The organism is Deltaproteobacteria bacterium, assembly GCA_005879535.1.
GTDB lineage: Bacteria > Myxococcota > Myxococcia > Myxococcales > 40CM-4-68-19 > 40CM-4-68-19.
The window spans coordinates 14,346-35,657 of record VBKI01000088.1 but is presented as its reverse complement, the minus strand read 5'-3'; the positions used below and the strand labels follow the sequence as shown (position 1 = coordinate 35,657).

Sequence of the window (21,312 nt, the reverse complement as noted above, 5' to 3'; positions counted from 1 at the left end):
GAGCTCTTGAAGACGCGCTGCGATGCCTGCGATCGCGCGCCGTTCGCCGACGAGCGCGGATACGACGGCGTTCCGCCAGGCTGCGATCGGTGTGGAGGCCGATTGCGTCCGCACGTGGTCTGGTTCGGAGAGGTGCCGTTCGGCATGGACCGGATCTTCGAGGAGCTGAACGAGTGCGATCTGTTCGTCACCGTCGGCAGCTCGGGAGCGGTGTATCCGGCTGCGGGATTCGTCTCGCATCTGCGGCACAACCCGAATTCACGTGGGCGGTTCGCCCGCTGCGTCTACCTGGGGCTCGAGCGTCCGGAGAACGCGCATTCGTTCGACGAGTGCCGCCTGGGCAAGGCCGGGGCGCTGCTGCCGGCGCTGTTCGCGGTCGCGCGCTGATGCGGCAGCTCCTCGCCCTCTACGACGAGGTCGTCCACGCGCTCGACGCGCGCGCGCTCGCACGGGCAGCCGCAGCCAAGGCGCCGCGGCCGGGACCCGGGGGTCGTCTGGCTATCCTCGGGCTCGGCAAGGTCGCGGCCGAGCTGTACGAAGGCGTGCGGGACGGCGGCGAGGCGCTCCTCGTCGTTCCCAAGGATGCGCCGGCGCCCGCCCGAGCGACGGTACTTCGCGGGAGCCATCCTCTTCCCGACGCCGATTCGCTCGCTTCCGGCGAGGCGCTGCTCGCCGCGGCCGGCGCGCTGGGACGGCACGACGCAGCGCTCCTGCTCATTTCCGGAGGCGGTTCGGCTCTTGCGGAGGCGCCGCATGCCGACCTCTCGCTGGAGGACGTGCGGGCGGTGAACGAGGCGCTGCTCAACTCGGGTGCTCCCATCGAGGAGATGAACTGCGTCCGTGCGCACCTCTCCCGCTTGAAGGGGGGCGGGCTCGCCCGCGCCTTGCATGCCAGGGGCGTCACGCGGGCTCGAGCGCTGGTGGCAGTGGACGTGCCGATCGGCGGCGTTCGGGCGGTGTCCAGCGGCCCGGCGATCGCGGACTCGACCACCTGCGCCGATGCCCTCGCCCTCGTGCGCAAGTACTCGCTGCCCGGAGCGGCGGCGCGCGTGCGCGAGACACTCAAGCCCGGCGAGCCCGCCGACTTCATCGAGCACGAGGCGCTCTGCGATCTCCGCTCGCCGGCGCAGGAAGCGGCGCGGCGCCGGGGCCTGCGCATGCTGGACTCGCCGGTTCACGGCGAGGTCGAGGCATTCGCGGAGGCGCTGGGGACGGAGCGGGGGTTCGTCTGCGCCAGCGGGGAGCTGGAGGTTCGCGTCCCCCGGAACGCGCCGCCCGGCGGCCGCGACCAGCACCTGGCGCTGCTCATGGCGCGCAACCTGCGCGGCGACGGCGGAGCCGCTTTTCTCGCCGCAGGCACCGATGGCCGGGATGGACCGACGGCCGCCGCCGGCGCGATGGTCGATGGCTTCACCTGGGAGGAGGCGGAGCGCCGCGGACTTCATCCCGCGCGCGCCTTGGCGGAGTTCGACGCCGCGCGGGTGCTCGGCGCTCTCGGCCTACTGATTCCGGAACGCCACACGGGCGCCCACGCGGGCGACCTGTTCCTGCTGCGCCGTTGAGATATGGTCCGCGGATGATCCACGCCCTCTTCGCGGCCGTCCTGCTGGCTGCCGCTCCGGAGCCGAGCCTCGAAGGTCTCTACGCAGCGATTGGAGGGGGCGGCAGCCTCCTCATCGTTCCGGGCGACAACACCTTCGGGTACGACGCCGAGCTCCGGGTCGGCTACAGCTTCAACCCGATGCTCCAGCTCTATCTCTCCGGAAGCGTCGACGGCGGTACCTTCTCGACCGGGCACTTCCGCTCGGAACAGGTTCTGGCTTTCGTCCAGTATCACCTGCTGGTGAAACCGGCGGTGATGGTCTACGGGCGGGCGGGTATCGGAGCGAGCCTGTCCAACGACGTGACGCCAGGCGCGACCGCCGCGGGGCTGGCGGCAGGAGGTGGGCTTGGCGTGGAGATTGCGGTGGCTCCCAACCTGTTCCTCGCTCCGGAGCTGTTCTACCGGAATGCGAATCTGAGCGCCCGCGGGGTGAGCGAGCGCCTCCAGACCATCGGGCTCGAGCTCTCGCTGGTCTATTACTGAAGCGCGACGTGGCGCGCGCGCCACTTTCCGCGCACCTGCTCGAAGAGGCCGACGCAGACCGGCAGGGAGAAGCGCCGCGGCCCGGCGCTCCCGGGGTTGAACCACCAGATGCCGCCGCTCCGCTCGTCGGCGGGCTTGTGGCTGTGCCCGAACACGACCACGTCTGCCGGCGCGCGGCGCAGCTCGCCCGCGGCGTCGTCGCGGACGTGAACGAGCAGGAAGTGGAGCCCGCCCAGCGAGATGCGCGCGGTCTTCCCGGCGGGCCCGCACCGCCAGCCGTCGTTGTTGCCGGCGCAGGCCGTCACCTCGGCGATGGTTCCGAGCTCCGCCAGCACTTCCTCGCCGCCGATGTCACCGGCGTGAAGGATGTGATCGACCCCGTCGAACGCGACCCGGACCTGCGGGCGCACGAGACCATGGGTGTCGGAGATGACGCCGATGCGCATGCCTGCAGTATAAGGCCGGCGATGGAGCTTCTCTGCGAGACGCCGCGGGCGTGGGTGGAATTGGCGATCGACCGGTTCGACGAAGTGCTCGTCGACCACGCTCATTGCGAGAAGAAAGCCGCGGCCAGCGCGCTTTCCCTGCTCGCGGCGTTTCCATCCGTCCCCGGCCTGGCCCGCGCGATGGCGCGGCTCGCCCGCGAGGAATCGGGACATCTCGCGCAGGTCCTGGCGTTCGTCGAGAAGCGCGGCCTTTCCCTGGGCCGCGACCTTGGTGACCCTTACGCACAGGGACTCCAGGCCATGGTGCGCCAGCCCGTCCGGGAGCGCCTGCTCGATCGCTTGCTCATTTCGGCGGCCATCGAGGCGAGGAGCGAAGAGCGCCTGCGGCTTCTCGCCGCGCACCTGCGGGATCCCGAGCTGCGCGGGTTTTACGGGCGTCTGGCGAGCGCGGAGAAGGGCACGGGGAGCTGTTCCTTCGGCTCGCCGCGCGCTGCGAGGGATTCGACGCGCGGCTCGCGGAAGTCCGCGGTGCGGAGGCGAAGCTCGTGCGCGAGTTGCCGTTAAGGGCGGCGATTCACTGAAGGTGGCGAGGCGGTCGCACCGTTTTCGGGCCAGGCGTGCTTCGGGTACCGGCGCATCAGCTCGCGGCGGATCGCCGGATAGTGGCGTTCCCAGAATCCGGCGAGGTCCTGCGTCACCTGCTGGGCGCGTCCGCTGGGCGCCAGCAGATGGAGCGTCAGTGGGACGCGCCCGTTGCAGATCGACGGCCCCCGCGCGAGCCCGAAGAAGTCCTGCATGCGCGAGCGCACCGCCGGCGGCTGGCCTTCGGCGTACTCGATCTGCACCTTGCGGCCGCCCGGAAGAACGACGGTCTCGGGCGCAAGCCGGTCGAGGCCGTTGGGCGTCAATGGCCCGAGGAGGTCGGCTTCACGCAGCTCCCGCAGTGAAGCGGTGCGGAGCGCCTCGTGCTCGAGGACGGCGCGGACCCTTGCGTCGCTCAGCGGCTCGATGCCGGACTCGGGACAATGACCCGCGGCGAGCGCGATGCGAGCCTTGAGCCGCGACAGCTGCGCTCCATCGGGGGTTCCAGCGGCGTGGTCGAGCAGAATCCGGGCGGCAGCGGCGGCCTCTTCAGGGCTGGGCCGGCGCCGCGTCTCCTCGAGGACGAGCCGATCGTAGAGGAGCCGCGAGGCCGCTTCCACCCGCTCGCGCGCCGGCTCCCAGATGAGCTCGGTCTCCTCGCGCAGCGCATCGGGGTGCAGATCCAGGAGCCATTCCGGTTCGATGGCGCTCGCGATCCGCACGGCGACGCGCGATCGGCCGCGCGTACGGCGCTCCTCCGCATCGACCGCCACCAGGAGATCTGCCTCCCGCACAGCGCTCTCCGGCGCGAGCTGGGCTGCTCCTCCAGAAGCGAGCAGGACCTCTTCGCCGCGGCGCTTGGCCACGCGATCGGGAAATCCGGCGAGCACCGATATCCTGATTGCCTCGTCGCGCGAGCTCGCCGCTGGTCCATCCGGCGGAGCGAGACGCAGAAGCTGGGCGCGAGCCTGTTCGATGTGCGCAGAACGCCGCTGGTCGAGGAGATCGAGCACGTCCGAGGGGCCGGTGGGAGCGGGGGTAGCACTCCGGCGCGCCTCGCGTTCGTTGAGCATCGCCGCTGCGGTGCACCCATCGCGCCGGTATCCCCGGCTGGCAGCCTCGACGGCGAGGCGCGCGAGCCGGGGATGCAGGGGCAACCTGGCGCATGCGCGGCCCAGGTCCGTGGCCTGACCGCGCGTATCGAGCGCACCGATGCGGCGCAGCAACTCCTTCGCGAGCTCGAGCGCGGCAGGCGGCGGCGGATCGAGCCATGGAAGGGACTCCGGCTCGAGCCCGCAGGCGCAAAGCTCCAGCACCGTACCCGCGAGATCCAGGCGCTCGATCTCGGGAGGATGATGCTCGGGCCGCGAGTCGAAGTCGTGCCGGGTGTACAGGCGTAGCGCGCGCCCCGGCCCGAGACGCCCGGCGCGCCCTGCCCGCTGCGCGGCGGAAGCGCGGCTGATCCTGGCGACGGCAAGCGCAGGAAGGCCCGACCACGGGGAATGCGAGGCGATTCGCGCCAGGCCGCTGTCGACGACGGACGTCACCCCCGGGACGGTGATGCTCGTCTCCGCCACGTTCGTGCTGAGGATCACTTTGCGGCGGGACGCGGGAGTGACGGCGCGATCCTGTTCCGTCGCAGGAAGATCGCCATACAGCGGGGTCAGCAGCAGATCTCGATGCCGCGCGAGCTCGGCGCAGGCTTCCGAGGCCTGTCGGATCTCGGCGGCGCCGGGAAGGAACACGAGGACGTCGCCTGCGGTTCCGGGAGTCGTCAACCGGCGGACGGCAGCGCCGACCTGTTGCGGAAGGCGCCGATCATCGGCCATTTCCAGATGCTCGATCTCCACCGGGAAGCGCCGCCCCTCGCTGCGGACGACCTCGGCCTCCAGGTGCTCCGCAAGGGACGTGGCTTCGAGCGTGGCAGACATGACGATCAGCTTGATCCGCGGAAGCAAGCGTCGGGCGAGCGCAAGCGCGAGATCGCCCGGGAGATGTCGCTCGTGGAATTCGTCCAGCACCACCGCGCCCACCCCTCGCAGCGTGGGATCCGCGAGGATGCGACGCGCGAGGATGCCCTCGGTGACGTACCAGAGGCGCGTGCGCGGGGAGCCGGACTGCTCGAAGCGGACCTGCCAGCCGACCAGATCGGGATCGGCGAGCTCGAGCGCGACGCGTCGCGCGGCCATGCGCGCTGCGAGCCGGCGCGGCTCCAACACGACGACTTCCCCCTGAACCCGGTCGAGCAGAGCGGGGGGAACCCGCGTCGTCTTTCCGGCGCCGGGAGGCGCCTCGAGCACCACGATGGAGCGTCGCTCCAGTGCCTCGAGGACTTCCGGCAGCGCGGCGTCGATGGGGAGGACTTCCTTCACGGCGGCCGACTATAAAGGCGCGCATGAAGAGCCTCCAGGACACTTACGCGCCAGGAACGGACTTCCACGTCGTCTTGAAGCGCCCGACGCCCAGCGATGCCCTTCTGAAGCTGCGCGCACGCGCAACCGAGCTTCGTGAGGATCGCGCGGTGGTGGACGCCACGCTGGGGACCGTCCATCCGAAGACGCGTACGACTCGGGGCCTCAAAGGTAGTAACCAAGACCGGAAAAGATCGTCTTTGCAGCCCCACTTCGCATGCTGACGACTTCCAGCCAGTGATTCTCGTAGGCGTCTCCGTGCAGAATGACCTCGGGGTAGCCGTCGCCATCCACGTCGGCGACGTCAAGCAGAGCCCATGTCGCTACGTCGGGTACATCCACATCCGTTCTGTGAAACGGCACCTCGCGAAGCACGACCACGTGACCAGTCCGGTCGATCCGCAGGACGACCGCACAAATTGCCAGTTCCGCTCCTGCAATGCTGGAATAAGCCGCTTTCGCAATGGAGAAGTCGGCGACGTTCGATTCCCAGCTGGCAAACAATACTTGCTTATCCTCGCCGGCAGGAACGCCGAGACGTTTCATCTCCCGGACCAATAGGTCCTTAACATGTGAACGGACCTCTCCGCGCTGCTGACACTGGGCCTTTTCTTCGTGCTCCATCCACTCGCAGTGGAAGTCAGCGGTGATCTTGAAGCCGGCGCCGAGCTTCTTCGGCTCGAGGAGCAGGCACCCGTCCGCCGGACCGTTCCCGTAAGGAGACTCGCCGCAGTAATGCGCCTTCAGAAAAGACTTCACTTTCCGGCACTGGGCTGTCCTACAGGTCGGACGATGCGGATCGGCATCGGCTCCCGGTCGCGTGTCGGTCGAGAGCATCAGAGATATCAGAGCTGCGATCAGGCCCGGAATCCGCATTCTGATTCCTCGGAGGTGACGTATTACGAGCTGGCCGAAGTGTAGCGCCGGATGGAGGAGATCCAGATCGCGCGGGCAACCCCCGCGAAGAGCAGGGTGCCGACGAGCGCCCCGACCGCAGTCTGCAGCGTCAGCTTGCCGAGCAGCGCCAGCGCCGGATAGGTCGTCATCAGCGCCAGCGGAAGCACGAAAGTGAAGACCACCGCGAGCGTGCCGCGGAACACGGTGCTGGGCCAGCGAGCGACGTCGAACACCGACTGGAAGAGATAGAGGAGGTTGTCCACGCGCACGGCGATGAAGGCGATCGCCACCACCAGGATGGCGATCGAATACAACACCATCACCGCGGCGCAGAGCATCACCGCCGCCAGCAGCACGTGCATCAGCGCCGGCGCGTGGCCGATGCGCTGGAAGGCGAAGGCAAAGATTACCGCCGCGCCAGCAAAGTCCGTCACGCGCCATGGCTCGATCTTCGAGAACGAGACGAGGAGCTGCGCATCGGCGGGCTTGAGGAGCACGAAGTCGAGCGTCCCCTTCCGCACGTGCTCGACGACCTGCATCAGCGACGGGCTGAGCGTCCCTTCCAGGACTCCCTTCAGCGCGACGAACCAACCGAGGACGACGAGCATCTCGGGAAACGTCCAGCCGGCGACCGAGTCGCGCGTGCCGAATACGACGACCAGCGGCACCAGCGTCACTCCCATCCAGAGCAGCGCCAGCGCCCCTTCCACGGCGAACTCGAATCGGTATTGCAGCGCCACCGCGACCGAGGCCCGAAGCTGGGCGCGCACGACGCGCAGCGCGCGCATCATCCGCCGTACGCCGCGTAGTGGCGCAGTCCGGACCGCCACGCGACCCTCGTCGAGACCAGGAACAGCGCCACGTACGCCCACTGCGCGGCGAGCAGCTCGAGCGCCTCCGCCCGCGACCAGCGTCCGAGCATCAGCTCGACGGGAAACGAGAGCTGGAAGCGGAAGGGCAACACGAGAGCGAGCTCGCGAACGGCGCGCGGAAAGAGGTCGAGCGGAATCAGGTATCCGGAGAGGATGTTGGAGAACCCGAGCCAGGCGTCGAACAGCGAGGCTGCGCTCTCGAATCGCAACGCCAGCGTCCCGATGATCGCCTGGACGAGGAAGTAGAGGAGCCAGGCGCCGAGGAGAGCGGGACAGAGCAGCGCCCAGGAGAACCAGTCGTGCGAGAGCTGGCCGCGGGCGACGTACAGCAGGATGGCCACCACCGGGATCGCCACCACGCCGCGCATGGGGATGGCGGCGAGATTGTCGGCGGACCATTGCAGGAGCGGATGGATCGGGCGCAGCAGCCTCAGCGCGAGGGTGCCTTGCCGGATCTCCATCGTCATTTCCCACACCACCCATGCGCCCGTCATCAGGCGCACGAGCAGCGCGGCGAGGTAGTAGGCGGCGAAGCCTTCCTGCGAGTACCCGCCGACGGGACCCGACCGCGCCGCCGCCGCCCAGATGGCGAGCATCACCAGCGGCATGTTGGTGGAGAACATCCAGATGAGAAACTCGGCCCGATAGGCGACCGCCTCGGCGAATCCGGTGCGCAAGAGCTGCGGATACAGGCGGAGCAGCCGCGTCATGCAGCGCGCCCCTGCGCGAAGAGATCGCGCATCACTTCCTCGAGCGGCGGGTCCTCGACGGTGAGGTCGGTGAGCGGCAAGGAAGAGAGGGCGCGCGCCACCGCCGGCTGGAGCGCGTCCTGCGAGACCTGGATGATCGCCTGCGCGTCCCCGTGCTCGATCACGGACCCCAGCGCTTCCAGATCGCGCCTCTCCACCGGACGCGACAGCCGCAGCAGCATCCGCTTGTCCGGACGCACGCGGCGCACCAGATCGGAAAGGCCTCCGTCGTAGATCATCCGCCCCTTGTCGATCACCATCACCCTCGGGCAGAGCGCGGCCACGTCCTCCATGTAGTGCGACGTGAGCAACACCGTCGCGCCGAAGCGCTCGTTGTAAGCCCGCACGAAGCCGCGCACGGTGGCCTGCATCGAGACGTCGAGGCCGATGGTCGGCTCGTCGAGGAACAGGACCTTCGGCCGGTGCAACAGCGCGACGGCCAGCTCGCACTTCATCCGCTCGCCCAGAGAGAGCTGCCGCGTCGGCTTGCCCAAGAGCGGCGCCAGGTCCAAAAGCTCGGTGAGCTCGGCCACGGTCGCGTCGTACTGCTTGCGGGGAATGTCGTAGATGGCGCGGTTGAGCAGGAACGTTTCGGAAGGCGGCAGGTCCCAGAGAAGCTGCTGCTTCTGTCCCATCACCAGCGTGATCTGCTCGAGGAACCCGCGGGCGCGCTCCCGGGGGACGAAGCCCGCCACCGCGACCCGACCTTCGGTGGGATGCAGGAGCCCGGACAGCACTTTCAGAGTTGTCGTCTTCCCCGCGCCGTTCGGTCCGAGAAAGCCGACGCGCTCGCCGGCGGAGATGGAGAAGGAAACGTCTTCGACCGCCTTCACGTCCTCATAGGAGCGATGGAACAGCGAGCGGAGGGCCGCCGCCAACCCGGGAGCCCTCCGGTGGACGCGGTACCACTTGCGCAGCCGATCGACTTCGATCATGGCCGCACAAGCTAACCTGCGGCCAGCCTTGGGGCTACACGCGGAACTGCCCGACGACCTCCGACACGCGCTGGGAGAGCTCCTTCAGGGTGGAAGCGGCCTGGGTCGTGGTCTCCAGCCGGCGCATCGTCTCGTCCATCATCCGCGTCTGGTCGGTGACCGCGCTGAAGATCTGGGTGATGCCGGCGTTCTGCTGCGACACGGCCGCGGCGATCTGCCGGACCGCCGAGGAGTTGTCCTTGACGATGTTCGAGAGCTCGCGCAGGTTCTCGCCGGACTGCTTCACTTGAAGGAGCCCGCCCTCGATCTTCTGCGATCCGCGCTCGGTGATGCTGACGGCGACGCGGATGGCGCCGCCGATGTCCTCGAGGATCTCGCGGACCCGATTGGTGGCCTGGATCGACTGGTCGGCCAGCGACCGGATCTCGCGCGCCACCACCGCGAACCCCTTGCCGTGCTCGCCGGAGCGCACCGCCTCGATGGCAGCGTTCAGGGCGAGCATGTTGGACTGGTCGGCGAGGTCCTTCACGGTCTGCGTGATGCCGCCGATCTGCTGCGTGCGCTCCGAGAGCTGGGAGATCTTCTGCGCGATCTCGTCCACCTGCGACCGGATCTCGGTGAGACCCCCCAGCGACTGCTCGATGGCCGCCTCTCCCTCGGAGGAGACCTGATCCGCCTTCTCGGTCAGCTTGAGCACCGTCTCCGCCTTCTGCGCCGCGAGCAGCGAGGTCTGCTTGATCTCCTGGGCGGTGACCTGCGTCTCCTGCAATGCGGTGGCCTGCCGCGTGATGGTCTGGCTCTGATCGTTGGTGCTCTGGCTCAGCTCGCCACCGGCGTTGGTGAGAAGTTGTACCGACTCCTGCAGGGCGCGGAGCACCTCCTTCATCTTTTCCACCATCTGGACGAACGCCTCGGCGAGCTCGCCCACCTCGTCCCGGGCGGTGACCTGGATCGCCTGCGTCAGATCGCCGTCGGCGATCCGCTTCGCGGCCTGCGTCAACCTGCGCAAGGGCGCCACGAATCGCGCCACCAGCGCGAGGGCGACGAAGGCGGCGAGCACCAGCGCCGCGAGCGTGATTGCCACGAGCAGCTTCTGCGCCTGCAGCACCATGGCGTTGCCGCCGGCGGGATCGAGGCCGACGTGGACGGTCGCACCGGTGATCACCGGCGCGGGCACGTCGATGTAAGGGATGCCGTCGAGGATCACGTCCTGGATCCGCTCCGACTCCTTGAGCACCGACGCATTCTGCTGAGGCGGCTTTCCTTCGAAGGTGTGCGCGATCAGGCTTCCGTTCGGGCCCACGACCTCGACGTACGCCAGGCTCGCGTCCTTCTTCACCGAGGCGATGGTCGCGCCGACAGCGCTGTCGGGCATCTCCACCAGCGCCGAGGCGAGGGTGGCGGAGATGGCCTTTCCCCGCGCGGTTGCCTCCTGCTTGAGGACACTGCGGAAGTACAGGTAGTTGCTCAGTCCGGTCGCGAAGGCGAGAGAGGCGAGTGCCGCGACGACGAGCGCCGAGACCTTGATCTGCAGCGGCCAACCACGGCGCAATGCCCTGAAGTCCGGTTTCACGTTATCTCCCTCGTTTACAAAGCTCGAGAATCGCCGGTGCGATGCTTTCCAGCGCCAGCAGCGCCCGCGCCGCGCCGCAGGCGTGAGCCGCGTGCGGCATGCCGAAGACGATCGACGTCTGCTCGTCCTGGGCGTACGTGGCGCCCCCGGCCCGCTTCAGCTCGAGCAGGCCCTGCGCGCCGTCGTCGCCCATCCCGGTGAGCACGAATCCCGCGGCACGATCGCCGTACGCGCGCGCGAGCGAGGCGAGCAGCTTGTTGCCGGACGGGCAATGCAGGCCGCTGGAGCGCGGCGTGCGCAGGTGTCCCTCCCGGTCCAGCTCGAGGTCGCAACCATCGGGTGCCAGGTATACCGAACCCGGCAGCGGCAGATCGCCGTCGCGGCCGACGATCACGCGGAGATTGCACACGCTGCCGAACCAGCGGACGAGGCCGCCGGTGAACCCCTGGGCGATGTGCTGCGCAAGCAGCAGGGGAACGGGGAGATCGCGCGGCAGCGATCCGAGCACGTACGCGAAGGCCGGCGGGCCGCCCGTGGACGCGACGATGCCGACGACATCCACCTGCGTGCCGTGGGTCAGGGCCGGGCGCGCGGCGATCCGGTTCACGCGGTGGCGGCGGACGACCGGAACCTCCGCCATCAGCCGGACGGACTCCGCCACCCTGCGGGCCCAGCGGCGCATCTCGTCCGGGCCGCCTTCCGGCTTGGCGATCAGCTCGAGAGCGCCGGCGGCCATCGCCTTGAAGGAGAGCTCGAGCTGGCGATGCTGCCGCACCGAGCTGATGACGAGGACGCGCGCGGGTGCTTCCGCCATGATCGCGGCAGTGGCGCCGAGGCCGTCCAGGCGCGGCATGTTGACGTCCATGGTGATCACGTCGGGCCGCAGGGCGCGCGCCTTCTCCACCGCCTCGACGCCGTCGGCGGCCTGCCCCACGATGGCGAGGTGGGGGTCCTCGGCGAGCAGCGCGCAGAGGGCGGTGCGCAGGGTGGTGGAATCGTCGGCCACCAGCACGCGAATGGGCCGGGCGGTCACGCGGCCCCCTTGCGGCGCGCGATCACCGCGCCAACCTCGGAGAGGAGCCTGCCGGAGACGCAGTCCTTCTTGGTGAGGAACCCGTCGGCGCCCACCGCAGTGCCGCGCTGCCGGTCGGTGTCCGAGTCCCGCGCGGAGACGAGCAGGATGGGCATCGAGTCGGTCTCCGTCCGCTGCCGGATGGCGGCGGTCAGCTCGTATCCGTCCATCTCGTCCATGCCGATGTCGCAGACCATGACGTCGTAGGCGCTGTGCCGGAGCTGCTCGAGGGCCTGCCGGCCGTTGGAGGCGGTGTGCACGAGGTAACCGCCCGTCTCCAGCGCGGTGCGGTGCAGCGCTCGCGCGGTGAGCGAGTCGTCGACCACCAACGCACGGCGAGTGCCCCCGAGGCCGGACTCGGCGCGGCGATCGGAGCTGACCAGGAAGTCCGGCCGCAGGATGAGCACCAGCTCCCCGCGAGCGAGCGTCGCCGCTCCTTGCCAGGCCGCCAGATCGCGCACCTCGACCGGCAAGGGACGAATCACCAGCTCGCGGTCCCCCAGCACTTCGTCGACGCTGAGCGCCAGCCTGCGGCCCTGCGACTGCAGGATGAGCAGGGGCTGTCCGTCGGCAGGAACTTCCGGCTGACGGAGGCCGACCAGCGCGCCCAGATCCTGCACCGGGATCAGCTGCTCGCGATGGTCGAGCTGCACCCGGGAACGTCCGACCCGCAAATCGCCGCCGCGGGCGGCGCGCGACGATTCCACCGCCGCCATCGGAATCCCCAGTTGGTGCTCGCCGCAGCGGACGACGAGGACCGGCGAGCTGCCCAGGTCGGCGGGGAGGGTGAGGACGAAGCGCGCCCCTTGTCCGGCGACGCTCTGCACCTCGACGTGCCCTTGCAGCGCCTGGATCTGGTTGCGCACCACGTCCAGGCCGACTCCGCGCCCCGAGTACTCCGTCGCCTCGGTCTTGGTCGAGAAGCCCGGCCGGAAGACGAGCTGGTGGAGCTGCTGGGTCGACAAGTTCGCCAGCTCCTGGGGAGGCACCAGGGCGCGGCGCAGCGCCGCCTCGCGGATCTGTTCCAGATCGAGTCCAGCGCCGTCGTCCGCCACCTCGATGAAGAGCATGTTGCCCTGTTGCTCGACGCGGATGGTGAGAGCGCCTTCGGGATGCTTGCCGCGCGCTTCGCGCACATCGGGCATTTCCAGGCCATGGTCGACGGCGTTGCGCACGAGGTGCACGAGGGGGCCGCGGAGCTGCTCGAGCGCGCGGCGATCGAGCGAGACTTCCGCGCCGACCACGGACAGCTTCGCCTGCTTTCCGGTGGCCTTGCAGAGATCGCGCACGGCGCGGCGCAGGGGATCGATGACCGTCCGCACCGGCATGGTGGAGATGGCCTTGAGGCCGTCTTCCATCGAAGCGACGATGTCCGCCGCTTCCTCGCCGTCGCCGCCCAGCGCGCGCCGAACACCGAGCAGGACCGCGCGCGCTTCCGCCGTCTCCGCCTGGATCCCGAGCCGATCCAGCTGGAGGACGGCCTTCTCCAGGTCGCGGCGGCGCTCGTCCAGGCGCAGGCGCACCTCGCGGAGCCTTTCCACTTCGTGGAGCAGCGCGATGACCTGCCGGGTGCTGACGCGCCAGCTGTCCGTCTGCGTGTCGTCGTTCGCGGCGGCCGCGGGGGGAAGATCGACGGCCACCTCGGCAGGCTTCGCGGAAGGCTCCGCAGGCTTCGCGGCAGCCTTCGCCGGCGCCGCGGGCTTCACTGCCGCGAGCAGCGCATGGCTCGCGGCGAGGTCGGGAAGGTCGGCCTTCGCCGCCGTCGCGCGGAGCCGCGCCATCCAGCAGTCGAGCGACTTGAGGATCGCGTCGGCCAGCGGTCCCGGCAGCGGCTGCGCCGAGCCACGCAGGGGAAGGACCACGTCCTCCATGCGGTGGGCGAAGTCGGCCAGCTCCTCGAGCCCGAGCGTGGCCGAGCTGCCCTTCAGCGTGTGAAGCCCGCGCGCCAGCTCGTCGAAGCTGGGGCCCTGCGCCGGAGATTTCTCCAGCTCCATCAGGCTGCGCGTGACGCGGTCGTAGATCTCCTGCGCCTCGTCGACGAATCCGGCGAGCAGCTGTTCGAGCAACGGATCCATCAGCGCTTGTCCTGGCCGTGACGGCGGTCCATCAGCCGCAACAGATCGAGCAGGTGCACCTGCCGTGTGCCGGGCAGGGTGATCTCGCAGGCGGCACCGGTCGAACGCGCTCGGGCTTCTTCGACCAAGGCGTGCGGCAGCCCCGTCGGCTTGGGAATGCGCTCGCAGTCGAGGGCGATCAGGCGCCCGAATCCCGGATCGACCACGAGGAGGACCGCAGGGTCCTCGCGCCATCCCCGGCCGCCCAGCAGCGACGCCAGCGAGAGCGCCGTGACGATCTGCCCCTGGAACCGCAGGATTCCGATCACGTGCGGGGGCGAAAGCGGCACCGCGGTGACCATCTTCAGTGGCACCGCGGCGCGCAGCGTCTGCAGGGGAAGCGCGTACGTCTCCTCTCCGATGGGAAACTCGGCGACCCAGAGGACGTTTTCCTCGTCGACCTCGGACGCCTTCTGCCGGACGCGCTCGGCCCGCCGGACGAGCAGCTCGTTCAGCTCGGGCGCGACGTCGTTCGGCTCGCGCGGCTGCAGCTTCATTCCAGCCCTCCGCGCGCCGAGCGCAGGTACGTCTGCGCGGAATCCCTGTAGAAGCTCACCGGCAAAGGCTCAGGCCCGGCCAGGACTTCGTCCGCCGGCAGCTTGTCGATCTTCTTCAGCACTTCGCGCATCAGCGCCGTGGCGGCGCTCCTTTCGCCCATGCGAACGTGAAGCAGCGCCCGCTCGAGGATGCCCGGGACGTAGTCGGGGATTTGCCGGGCCAGGTCGGTCAGCTCCTTCTCGGCGCGCTTCTTTTCGCCCCGCTCGATGTGGACCAGAGCCCGCAGGTGCAGCGCCACCGGCTCCGGCGGTCGCACGAGCGGGACATACGGCGCGGGGTCAGGCGGCGGGGGACGAGGCGCCGCAGGAGCCTTTGCCGCCGGACTGCCCTCGGGTCGGCGGTAGACCTGCAGCTCTGCGGGACCCGTCCGCACCAACCCCGGTGGCGGCTCGGAGATGTCCATCGATCCGAAGAGCACGGCGCCGCCCGGGGCTACCGCGCGCGCGAGGTGCCGCACGACGCTGCGCGCGGCCTCCCGCGAGAAGTACACCAGGACGTTGCGGCACAGGATCAGATCGAACCGGCCTGGAGGGTCGTCGAGCAGGTTGTGTTCGGCGAAGTGCGTCGCCGACCGGATGGCCTCGTCGATCCGGACGCGGCCGTTTCCTGCGTCGCTGAAGACGGGATGCAGGACCGGCCCGGAAGGCCGCCGCGACCAGGCGCCGTACTCGCCGGTGCGCGCCACCACCAGGTTGCGCTCGAGGAGATCGGTTCCCAGCACCTCGACGGAGACGGTCCTCGGCCAGGGCAGCAGATCGAGCAGGCACGCCGCGATCGAGTAGGCCTCCTCGCCGGTGGCGCACCCCGCGCTCCAGGCGTCGATCGACCGCCGACCGCCGTCCAGCAGCTCCGGCAGCAGGCTGGAGGCGATCCAGCGGAAGTGTTCCGGGTGGCGGAAGAAGAACGTCTCGCCGACCGAGACCGCCTGGCAGAGGGCGTGCACCACCGCCGTTTCGCGCGCGGCGGCGCGCTGGAGCACTTCCTCAGGCGCACCGAGGCCCGCCGCCGCCCGGCGGACCGCATCGGGCAGGATCGCGTCGCGGGAAAATCCCGTCCACTCGGCGGCGAACGCGATCAGCTGGTCGAGCGCGTGATCGTCGTAGCGCCTCATGAGGACGCCTCGGCCCTCAGTCCGGAGGCGAGCTTGCGGAGCAGCTCGCGGGAGATGAGCGCGCGCGGCTCGATGATCGGAAGCGCCCCCCGCGGTGTCCTCGCCACGCCCACCAGCGCATGGCCGAGCGCACCGTGCTGCGATCCGCCCAGGTCCTCGCGCCGCGTGACGTCCTCCTCGGCCAGCTCCTCCGGATCGCGCACGTCGTCCACGCAGAGCGCGACGCGCACTCCGTCGCGCTCCACCACCACCAGCTTCCGCTCGATCAACGGCTGCGCGTGCTCGACGCCGAGCCGCCGGGCCAGGTCGAGGACCGCCACCGGCTCGCCGTGCAGCTCGAACATCTGCGTCAGATAGGAAGGGCCGAGCGGCAGCGGGCGCGTCGCGGTCTGGTGCAGGACGTTGCGGACGCTCTCCAGCGGCAGCCCCACCTCGATCCTGCCCACCGACACGAACAGCACGGCCACGTTGCCGGCGCGCGCCGCCGCCCTCGCTTCCTCGAGCACGCGCTCGACGAGCGGCAACAGCTCCTGGGCGCGGATGGGCTTGGGCAAGAACGCCTTGGCGCCGTTCCGCAGGCAGGCCTCGGCGCGCACGCGCTCGCTGGTGACGATGATGACGGGGATGCGGCGGAACTCGGGATCGTCCTGCAGGTGAGCGAGGACCTCGTCGCCGTCCATCTCCGGCATCGAGAGATCGAGGAGGATCGCCGCCGGCGCGATCTGCGGGACCTTGGCCAGAGCCTCGCGTCCGGTCGTGGCCGTGCTGAGCGCGTAGTGACCGGAGAGGGCCGCCTTCTCGAAGGCCAGCACGGCTTCCGAATCGTCGACGAGGAGCAGGTGCGGGAGGCTCACGCCGCAGTCCAGAGAGGGCTGTCGTCGACGATCAACACGGTGCGCGGCAACGTGTTTCCCCCTCGGAAATGAGCGTGAATCGCGAGCCATTCTGCGCGAGGAGAAAGCAGGCGACAAACTTCTCGTCGTGCTCAGATCTACGGAATCAGGACGATTTTCCCTACAACGCGATCGCCTTCCAGATCCTCGTGCGCGCGGGCTGCCTCGGCGAGCGGATAGGTCCGCGAAACCACGGCGCGAAGCTCTCCCCGCTCGAACCGCGGCAGGGCGCGGGCGGAGAAGTCGGCGACCAGCCGCGCCTTCTGTTCCGCGCTGCGGCTGCGCACGGTGGAGCCGAGCACCGTGAGGCGGCGCATGACGAGGGCGCCAATGTCGAGCATCCCCTTGCTGCCGGCGAGGGTCGAGATGCAGCAAAGGCGGCCGTGGAGCCCGAGCGCCGCGACGTTCGCTTCCAGGTACGCGCCTCCGACGATGTCGAAGATGATGTCGGCGCCGCGCCCACCCGATGCGGCGCGGACTGCTTCGGCCAGACGCTTCGGCACCTCGTCGCGGGCGAGCAGGTGCGTTGCCCCCAGCTCGCGGCAGGCGTCGAGCTTGCCCGGCGAAGCGGTCGCGAGGACCACGCTGGCGATGCCGCGGCAGAGCTGAAGCGCGGCGCTGCCCACCCCCGAGGCGGCGGCATGGACCACGACGACATGGCCCTGTTGAAGCGCGCCGAGCGTGGCAAGGTTCAGCCACGCGGTGAGGAAGGCTTCGGGAATCGCCGCGGCCTGCTCGAAGGAGAGCTGGCCCGGAATCGGCATCGCCTGCGTCGCGGGCACGCGAGCGCTCTCGGCGTACCCGCCGCCCGCGAGCAGGGCCATCACCCGGTCGCCGCGTCCGTAGGGTCCGGCGGCATGCTCCACCTCGCCGGAGATCTCGAGGCCGATGATGTCGGGTTCACCGGGCGGCGGCGGGTATCGTCCGAGGCGCTGCAGCACGTCGGCGCGGTTCACGCCGGCGGCGCGGACGCGGACGATCAGGTCACCTTCACGCGGCTGGGGATCGGGCACTTCGGCGAGCTTCAGGACCTCCGGCCCACCAGGCCGCTTCACGACGATGGCGCGCATGGGCGACTCTTACTATGAAGGGTTGCCCCATGCCCGCCCTCCGGATCGCCGACGACCGCCAGCGCGAATCGATCTTCCTGCGGCCTCCGAGGCGCATCGTCTCGCTGGTGCCGAGCGATACGCTGAACGTGCTCGCCCTCGGGGCCGGCGACCGTCTCGTCGGGCGCACGCGATACTGCGAGGCGCCGGAGTCGGTCGCCCTCGTCGGCGGTACGAAGGACGCGGACGTGGACGCGATCGCGCGGCTGCTCCCGGACCTGATCCTGGCAAACCAGGAGGAGAATTCGCGAGCTCATCTCGAGCAGCTGGCGCAGCTCGGCCTGCCGGTCTTCGTCTCGTTCCCCAAGACGGCGGCGGAAGGGATCGCGCATCTCGGCCGCCTGGCGAAGATCCTCGAGGCGGACGCGCGCGAGCTTCTGCGGCGCGGGTACGCGGCGCTGCAGGAAGCGGAGGCGGCGCTGGGGAGGCAGCGCGCGCTGCGCGCCTTCGTGCCCATCTGGATGGACCCGCTGATGACGATCAACGGGCAGACGTTCATGAACGACGCCCTGCGGCTCGGCGGCGGGGAGAACGTCTTCGCGGATCGCCAGCGCATGTATCCGCTGGCGGCGGATCTCGGCCAGGCCGTTCCACGGCCGGCCGGGACGCGCGATACGCGATATCCGCGCATCGCCCTCGACGAAGTGGTGCAGCGGGCGCCGCAGATCGTGCTGCTCCCGGACGAGCCGCATCCCTTCTCGGAGGACGACGCCGCCGTGTTCCGCGCCGCGCTTCCCCACGGCACCAAGGTGGTGCGGTGCGGCGGGCGCGACTTTTCCTGGTATGGCGCGCAGAGCATCGAAGGCGTTCCCCGGCTCCGCGCGCTGGTCGATTCCCTGCGATGAAGCGCGCCTTTCTGGTCGCTGCGCTGCTCGCGCTGCCGGCCGCGGCCTACAACGAGGCCGTCCACGCCTTCATCACGCGGCGAGCGTTGCCGAACGACGCGCGGGTCGCCGCCCCGACGCAGCAGGATCTGGACGACTTTCGCGCGCAGTTCTGGATCCGCGCCTCGGCCTACGAGGCGTTCGCGATCCGCTTTCCCACCATCCACGATTTCAGCGCCTGGGACTTCAAGCAGTTCCTGATGCTCGATCCGGCGGCGCGCGTGCACGGGTTCGATCTGACGCCCGACGACGACGTGGGAACGCTGGCGCGATTGCTCGAGAGCGCGAGCCGCTGGCCCGACGACGACGAGCGCAACCGGCATCGTTATCTGCGCGACCCGCGCACGCGCGAGATCGTCCGCGCGGCGGATGGATCCCCGATGCCGTATGACCCCGCGACGCTCGACTTCGGCAGCCTCACCAGCACGACCAGCCAGGGACACGCCCACTACGGCCTGGTGGAAGGTCCGCTCAGCGACGACCCGGAAGTGCTGAAGAAGGAGCCCTGGCGTTTCGCGGTGCCGCCGACCGCACACGCGTATGGAGCGGAGTTCGTGCAGCTCTATACCGATCTCGCGGCCCTGGCGGCACAGAGCAAGCTGCCGTCCTCCGTGTGGTTGCAGGGCGCGTTCGCCGGAGCGGCGTTCCACCATCTGGAGGACGTCTGCAACCAGATCCACACCGTCCAGGTCGGGATCTACCAGTTCTTCGAGACCGCCTATCTGCAGTCGAAGCTGCGCGATCTGAAGACCCTCGGGGGCGTCTTCGGGGAACGGCGATCGCTGAAGCAGGTCGGGCTCCGCCTGATCGCAAATCATCACCTGCTCTCCGAGGACTTGTTCGCCAAGCATCTGGGGGAGCTGCCGCTCGCGATCGACGTCCCGGATCGCGAGATCGCTTCCGCTCCCGACCTGGTGCGCGCCATCATCGAGCGGTCCAGCCGGGAAGCGCCGGAAGTCTATCGGCTGGCATGGCGATACTCGTCGGAAACGCTGCGTGACGGGGTGTACGGGCACGAGTACGACGGCGCGAAGGGAGACGATCCCGATGCGTACGTCCTGCACACGCCGGAAGCCGAGCAGGCGATCCGCGACTTCTACGCCATCCAGGAGCGCGGGTTGCAGCGCGCTGTCACGGCGGTGCGCGAATGGCAGCGGCGGTTCCCGGGCAAGCCGCACGATCCGGTGCCGGCGCTCGTCGCCTATCACGACGCCGCGGCGCAGCGGCGCGCCGCCTACAAGCCGGAGACGACGGGGAGCCCGGGCATCGCCTGGGGATATCCCGGCGCCGTCGTCACCTTGATGGCGGGTGCCGCCGTGCTCGTGCGCCGGCGTCGATCGAAGCGGCCGTAGCCTGGAGCGCATGAGATGCGCTCTAGCGGCGGCGGTTCTTTTTCTTGTTCTGCCGCTCCTTCTTGCGCTTCTCGCGCAGGCGGCGCTTCTCTTCGTCCGTCATCTGCCGCGCCGGCGCGCCGCCCATTCCCATCAGGCGGGCCCGGGCAACGGCGGCGGAGTGCGATCCCTTGCCGCCTGCTGCCGGCAGCGTGCCGGCGCCGAGGTCCTTGGGCAATCCGAACAGCTTCGCCAGGTCCTCCGGATTCATGCCCTTGAGCTGGTTGAGCTGCGCGAGCTGGCGGAAGCCGGGAAGACGCTGCAGGAGGTTCATTCCGGGAGCACCGGGACCGCCGCCGAGCTGGCGCATCACCTTCTGCATGGCGAAGAAGCGATCGAGAAGACCGCGGACGTGCTCCTTCTTCTGGCCCGACCCGCGCGCGATGCGCACGATGCGCTCGTCGCCGATCACCGAGGGGTTCTTGCGCTCCGTCTTCGTCATCGAGGAGATGATCGCTTCGACCCGGTGCAGCTCCTTGTCGTCGAAGCTGACTCCCTCGGGCAGCTCGCCGAACAGCGGGAATTTCTCGAGCAGCTCGTTGACGCTGCCCATCTTCTTCACCAGCTTGATCTGCTCGACGAAGTCGTGGAGGTCGAAGTTGCCGGTGAGGATCTTCTCCGCGTCCTCCTCCGCCTTCTTCTCGTCGACGACCCCCTCGAAGTCCTTCATCAGGCCGACGATGTCGCCGAAGCCGAGGATCCGGGACGCGAGGCCTTCCGGACGGAACTCCTCCAGCTTGTCCATCGCCTCGCCCATGCCGATGAACTTGATGGGCTTGCCGGTGACCTCCTTGATGGAGAGCGCGGCGCCTCCACGGGCGTCGCCGTCCAGCTTGGTGAGCACGAAGCCGGCGAGGGCCAGGCGGCGATCGAACTCCGCCGCCGTCTTCACCGCGTCCTGACCGATCATCGCGTCCGCCACGAGCAGGATGTTCTCCGGCTGGACACGGGACTTGAGCTGCTCGAGCTCGCTCATCATCTCTTCGTCGATGGCGAGCCGGCCGGCGGTGTCGTAGAGGACGACGTCGCGGTTCTTCTGGCCGGCGTACGCGAGCGCGTGCTGCGCCATGTCCGGCGGCTTGACGTTCTCCTCGTGGAAGACGGGGATGTCGAGCTTCTGCCCGAGCTGCTTGAGCTGCTCCACCGCTGCGGGCCGGTAGATGTCGGCGGCGACCATCAGCGGCTTCTTGCCGCGCTTGAGCAGGAGGTTGGCGAGCTTCGCTACCGTGGTGGTCTTTCCCGAGCCCTGCAGTCCCACCATCATCACGCCCGCCGGCCGCTCGCCTTTCTGCGTCAACGACAAGGAGGTGTCGACCGGACCCATCAGCGCTTCCAGCTCGTCGTGGCAGATCTTGATGAAGTGATCGCCCGGAGCCGCCTGCAGCTTGCGGCCCTTGCGGTCGGTGACCGCGGTCGCCACCACCTCGCCGAGCGCCTTCTCCTTGACGCGGGCGAGAAAGCGCTTGGCGACGTTGAACTCGACGTCCGCCTCCAGCAACGCGACGCGGATGTCGCGCAGGGCGTCGTCGATGTTCGCTTCCGTGAGCTCGGCCTTTCCGGTCAGCTTGTGCTTGGCGGCACGGAAGCCCTTGGTGACTGCATCCAGCATGCGATGCTCCTCGAAAGAGG

The 21,312-nt window shown here is 69.4% G+C and carries 19 protein-coding genes and 1 pseudogene; 6 read left to right on the top strand and 14 right to left on the bottom strand.

Annotated elements, in window-relative coordinates; translation table 11 throughout:
* The 3 genes from E6J58_20750 to E6J58_20740 all read left to right on the top strand — a co-directional run.
* Window positions 1-387 (top strand): NAD-dependent deacylase (locus tag E6J58_20750; GenBank protein TMB33447.1); only part of this gene is annotated, 387 nt, incomplete at its 5' end.
* Window positions 387-1,562: a DUF4147 domain-containing protein gene (locus tag E6J58_20745; protein ID TMB33446.1), complete on the top strand. Its 1,176-nt coding sequence runs from the start codon at window positions 387-389 to the stop codon at window positions 1,560-1,562. The genes E6J58_20750 and E6J58_20745, both read left to right, overlap by 1 nt.
* 14 nt (window positions 1,563-1,576) lie before the next feature.
* Window positions 1,577-2,086 (top strand): hypothetical protein, encoded by a 510-nt coding sequence (locus tag E6J58_20740; protein TMB33445.1) that lies wholly within the window; start codon window positions 1,577-1,579, stop codon window positions 2,084-2,086.
* Here E6J58_20740 and E6J58_20735 read toward each other — a convergent pair.
* A complete protein-coding gene (locus tag E6J58_20735) occupies window positions 2,080-2,532 on the bottom strand; it encodes a metallophosphoesterase family protein (GenBank protein TMB33444.1) in 453 nt (150 codons plus the stop codon). The genes E6J58_20740 and E6J58_20735 overlap by 7 nt on opposite strands.
* Window positions 2,533-2,553: 21 nt before the next feature.
* Between E6J58_20735 and E6J58_20730 the strand changes: the two are divergent.
* Window positions 2,554-3,113, top strand: a pseudogene (locus tag E6J58_20730) (tRNA-(ms[2]io[6]A)-hydroxylase).
* Here the strand turns inward: E6J58_20730 and hrpB are convergent.
* The 12 genes from hrpB to E6J58_20670 form a co-directional block, all read right to left on the bottom strand.
* A complete protein-coding gene (gene hrpB / locus E6J58_20725; protein ID TMB33443.1) occupies window positions 3,093-5,486 on the bottom strand; it encodes an ATP-dependent helicase HrpB in 2,394 nt (797 codons plus the stop codon). The pseudogene E6J58_20730 and the gene hrpB sit on opposite strands and share 21 nt — an antisense overlap.
* A 204-nt stretch (window positions 5,487-5,690) precedes the next feature.
* Window positions 5,691-6,401 (bottom strand): hypothetical protein, encoded by a 711-nt coding sequence (locus E6J58_20720; GenBank protein TMB33442.1) that lies wholly within the window; start codon window positions 6,399-6,401, stop codon window positions 5,691-5,693.
* 23 nt (window positions 6,402-6,424) lie between these two features.
* A complete protein-coding gene (locus E6J58_20715) occupies window positions 6,425-7,213 on the bottom strand; it encodes an ABC transporter permease (GenBank protein TMB33441.1) in 789 nt (262 codons plus the stop codon).
* Complete coding sequence (locus tag E6J58_20710) at window positions 7,210-8,004, bottom strand: ABC transporter permease (GenBank protein ID TMB33440.1); 795 nt, start codon at window positions 8,002-8,004, stop codon at window positions 7,210-7,212. The genes E6J58_20715 and E6J58_20710 overlap by 4 nt, the downstream gene beginning before the upstream one ends.
* Complete coding sequence (locus E6J58_20705) at window positions 8,001-8,978, bottom strand: ATP-binding cassette domain-containing protein (protein ID TMB33439.1); 978 nt, start codon at window positions 8,976-8,978, stop codon at window positions 8,001-8,003. The genes E6J58_20710 and E6J58_20705 overlap by 4 nt, the downstream gene beginning before the upstream one ends.
* 34 nt (window positions 8,979-9,012) lie before the next feature.
* Window positions 9,013-10,089, bottom strand: a complete 1,077-nt coding sequence (locus E6J58_20700; GenBank protein TMB33448.1) for a methyl-accepting chemotaxis protein — start codon at window positions 10,087-10,089, stop codon at window positions 9,013-9,015.
* 463 nt (window positions 10,090-10,552) lie between these two features.
* Window positions 10,553-11,584, bottom strand: coding sequence for a chemotaxis protein CheB (locus tag E6J58_20695; protein ID TMB33438.1), 1,032 nt, complete (start codon window positions 11,582-11,584; stop codon window positions 10,553-10,555).
* Window positions 11,581-13,698: a response regulator gene (locus E6J58_20690; protein TMB33437.1), complete on the bottom strand. Its 2,118-nt coding sequence runs from the start codon at window positions 13,696-13,698 to the stop codon at window positions 11,581-11,583. The genes E6J58_20695 and E6J58_20690 overlap by 4 nt, the downstream gene beginning before the upstream one ends.
* Window positions 13,698-14,234 (bottom strand): chemotaxis protein CheW, encoded by a 537-nt coding sequence (locus E6J58_20685; protein ID TMB33436.1) that lies wholly within the window; start codon window positions 14,232-14,234, stop codon window positions 13,698-13,700. The genes E6J58_20690 and E6J58_20685 overlap by 1 nt, the downstream gene beginning before the upstream one ends.
* On the bottom strand, window positions 14,231-15,406 hold the full coding sequence (locus tag E6J58_20680; protein ID TMB33435.1) for an SAM-dependent methyltransferase: 1,176 nt from the start codon (window positions 15,404-15,406) through the stop codon (window positions 14,231-14,233). The genes E6J58_20685 and E6J58_20680 overlap by 4 nt, the downstream gene beginning before the upstream one ends.
* A complete protein-coding gene (locus E6J58_20675; GenBank protein TMB33434.1) occupies window positions 15,403-16,260 on the bottom strand; it encodes a response regulator in 858 nt (285 codons plus the stop codon). The genes E6J58_20680 and E6J58_20675 overlap by 4 nt, the downstream gene beginning before the upstream one ends.
* A gap of 137 nt (window positions 16,261-16,397) precedes the next feature.
* Window positions 16,398-17,369: an NAD(P)H-quinone oxidoreductase gene (locus E6J58_20670; protein ID TMB33433.1), complete on the bottom strand. Its 972-nt coding sequence runs from the start codon at window positions 17,367-17,369 to the stop codon at window positions 16,398-16,400.
* 14 nt (window positions 17,370-17,383) lie between these two features.
* On the opposite strand from E6J58_20670, the gene E6J58_20665 reads away from it, so the two are divergent.
* Together E6J58_20665 and E6J58_20660 are read left to right on the top strand one after the other, a co-directional pair.
* Window positions 17,384-18,253: an ABC transporter substrate-binding protein gene (locus tag E6J58_20665; protein TMB33432.1), complete on the top strand. Its 870-nt coding sequence runs from the start codon at window positions 17,384-17,386 to the stop codon at window positions 18,251-18,253.
* Complete coding sequence (locus E6J58_20660) at window positions 18,250-19,644, top strand: hypothetical protein (GenBank protein TMB33431.1); 1,395 nt, start codon at window positions 18,250-18,252, stop codon at window positions 19,642-19,644. Before E6J58_20665 ends, E6J58_20660 begins: the two co-directional genes overlap by 4 nt.
* Window positions 19,645-19,666: 22 nt before the next feature.
* On the opposite strand, the gene E6J58_20655 is transcribed toward E6J58_20660, so the two are convergent.
* The gene (locus tag E6J58_20655; GenBank protein ID TMB33430.1) at window positions 19,667-21,292 is read right to left on the bottom strand and encodes a signal recognition particle protein; all 1,626 of its coding nucleotides are present in this window, start codon (window positions 21,290-21,292) and stop codon (window positions 19,667-19,669) included.
* Window positions 21,293-21,312: the final 20 nt, after the last annotated feature.

Excerpts from the sequence above, each read along its gene's own strand:
- E6J58_20660 (TMB33431.1), top strand. The coding sequence starts at position 18,250 with ATGAAGCGCGCCTTTCTGGTCGCTGCGCTGCTCGCGCTGCCGGCCGCG.
- E6J58_20735 (TMB33444.1), bottom strand. The coding sequence starts at position 2,532 with ATGCGCATCGGCGTCATCTCCGACACCCATGGTCTCGTGCGCCCGCAG.
- E6J58_20710 (TMB33440.1), bottom strand. The coding sequence starts at position 8,004 with ATGACGCGGCTGCTCCGCCTGTATCCGCAGCTCTTGCGCACCGGATTC.
- E6J58_20665 (TMB33432.1), top strand. The coding sequence starts at position 17,384 with ATGAAGGGTTGCCCCATGCCCGCCCTCCGGATCGCCGACGACCGCCAG.
- E6J58_20720 (TMB33442.1), bottom strand. The coding sequence starts at position 6,401 with ATGCGGATTCCGGGCCTGATCGCAGCTCTGATATCTCTGATGCTCTCG.
- E6J58_20690 (TMB33437.1), bottom strand. The coding sequence starts at position 13,698 with ATGGATCCGTTGCTCGAACAGCTGCTCGCCGGATTCGTCGACGAGGCG.
- E6J58_20705 (TMB33439.1), bottom strand. The coding sequence starts at position 8,978 with ATGATCGAAGTCGATCGGCTGCGCAAGTGGTACCGCGTCCACCGGAGG.
- E6J58_20670 (TMB33433.1), bottom strand. The coding sequence starts at position 17,369 with ATGCGCGCCATCGTCGTGAAGCGGCCTGGTGGGCCGGAGGTCCTGAAG.
- E6J58_20740 (TMB33445.1), top strand. The coding sequence starts at position 1,577 with ATGATCCACGCCCTCTTCGCGGCCGTCCTGCTGGCTGCCGCTCCGGAG.
- E6J58_20745 (TMB33446.1), top strand. The coding sequence starts at position 387 with ATGCGGCAGCTCCTCGCCCTCTACGACGAGGTCGTCCACGCGCTCGAC.
- E6J58_20715 (TMB33441.1), bottom strand. The coding sequence starts at position 7,213 with ATGATGCGCGCGCTGCGCGTCGTGCGCGCCCAGCTTCGGGCCTCGGTC.
- E6J58_20655 (TMB33430.1), bottom strand. The coding sequence starts at position 21,292 with ATGCTGGATGCAGTCACCAAGGGCTTCCGTGCCGCCAAGCACAAGCTG.
- E6J58_20680 (TMB33435.1), bottom strand. The coding sequence starts at position 15,406 with ATGAGGCGCTACGACGATCACGCGCTCGACCAGCTGATCGCGTTCGCC.
- E6J58_20685 (TMB33436.1), bottom strand. The coding sequence starts at position 14,234 with ATGAAGCTGCAGCCGCGCGAGCCGAACGACGTCGCGCCCGAGCTGAAC.
- E6J58_20700 (TMB33448.1), bottom strand. The coding sequence starts at position 10,089 with ATGGTGCTGCAGGCGCAGAAGCTGCTCGTGGCAATCACGCTCGCGGCG.